2 protein-coding genes are annotated in these 1,145 nt (G+C 52.3%); both read right to left on the minus strand.

What is annotated here, in order from left to right; all coding sequences use genetic code 11:
• Nucleotides 1-938: hypothetical protein (locus HWQ67_RS19260; RefSeq protein ID WP_218254314.1), on the minus strand; the 938-nt coding region annotated here is incomplete at its 3' end.
• 16 nt (nt 939-954) lie between these two features.
• Nucleotides 955-1,145 (minus strand): hypothetical protein (locus HWQ67_RS19265; protein ID WP_218254315.1); only part of this gene is annotated, 191 nt, incomplete at its 5' end.

The following is a 1,145-nucleotide window of genomic DNA, read 5'->3' on the forward strand; positions in this document are numbered from 1 at the left end:
CTATACATCTTGCTGTCCGATGTATTAAGGTAAGCACAATAAACGTGGCGCATGGGGTAAGTCGGGCTGTTCTTCTCCTGGTAACTCCACGTCATGTATATTTTAGAGGCGTCCGAGTTGGCTTCAACAAAGCCCAGGTAAGCGCCGTAGTAATACGTGTCAAGTCCGTAATCTATTATATCCTGTGACGCACTCCAGTTGGCTCCGTTGTCAGTGGACTTTCGGAACATCTGGGTAACCTTTGATACATCAGATGGGTTGTCCCTGTAGAAGATCCAGAGGGTATTTCCATAGCTAACAGGTTTGGGATACCCCCATCCGTATGTGGCGTCCGCGCTCTCTATATCTGCCTGCGCTGTCCAGGCAGAAATGCTTTCCGTGCTATTCGACTTGTAGTGCTTAAGGGCGTAGTTAGGCTCATCTGCTGTCGCAAACAAATGGATATAGCCAGCGCCGTCTACAGTGATAGAGGGGCACCAGTAAGGTGCTATCTGCCCCGCGTCGGCAACCTTCACAGGTGTCGCCCAATCTAAATCATCGTGGTCATAGTAAGTAGCATACAGGTCGTAATCTGTTGCCCCAGTTGTGTAACCGCCGTAGGAGATATAGGTTCTGTCATGAGTGTCGACGTACCTGTGCGCCATGGGTGAGATTGCGGCGCCGCCAAGGGGAAAATTTACTCCGTTTGTGGCAAAGGCGTTAACATCTACATCGTCGACGCTTACAGTTGCCTCAATTCTCTGATCCCACCCGGAGAGCCAATCAGGGTTAGCGTATGCCTTCCGGCTTGTACCTATTGAGAGGAAGCCCCACAGGCTACTCTCTGGGATCGGGAATACGGTCGACAGTATCCCCAGCACGCACACAACAGCGACAGCTGTCAGGATGATCGTCCTGCGTGTTGCTTTGCTCGGCAGCTTAACTCTTGGCAGCTTCACGTTTGTCCCTTTTCCTTTACATACCCTCCCCTACCACTCCAGAGGTAACGAACCTCACGTACCCGCTCCTGAGCAGGCTTGGCACTTCCCTCTCCACCTGGCCCATGTTCAGGCCGCTATTAGAGCATATCTCTTTCACGTTGCTGGAGCCCCTTGTCTCTAGGGCCAGCAGTATCCGTCCTCTCACGTCGCCCCCGAACTCCTGTA

The organism is Candidatus Magnetobacterium casense, assembly GCF_019173545.1.
GTDB lineage: Bacteria > Nitrospirota > Thermodesulfovibrionia > Thermodesulfovibrionales > Magnetobacteriaceae > Magnetobacterium > Magnetobacterium cryptolimnobacter.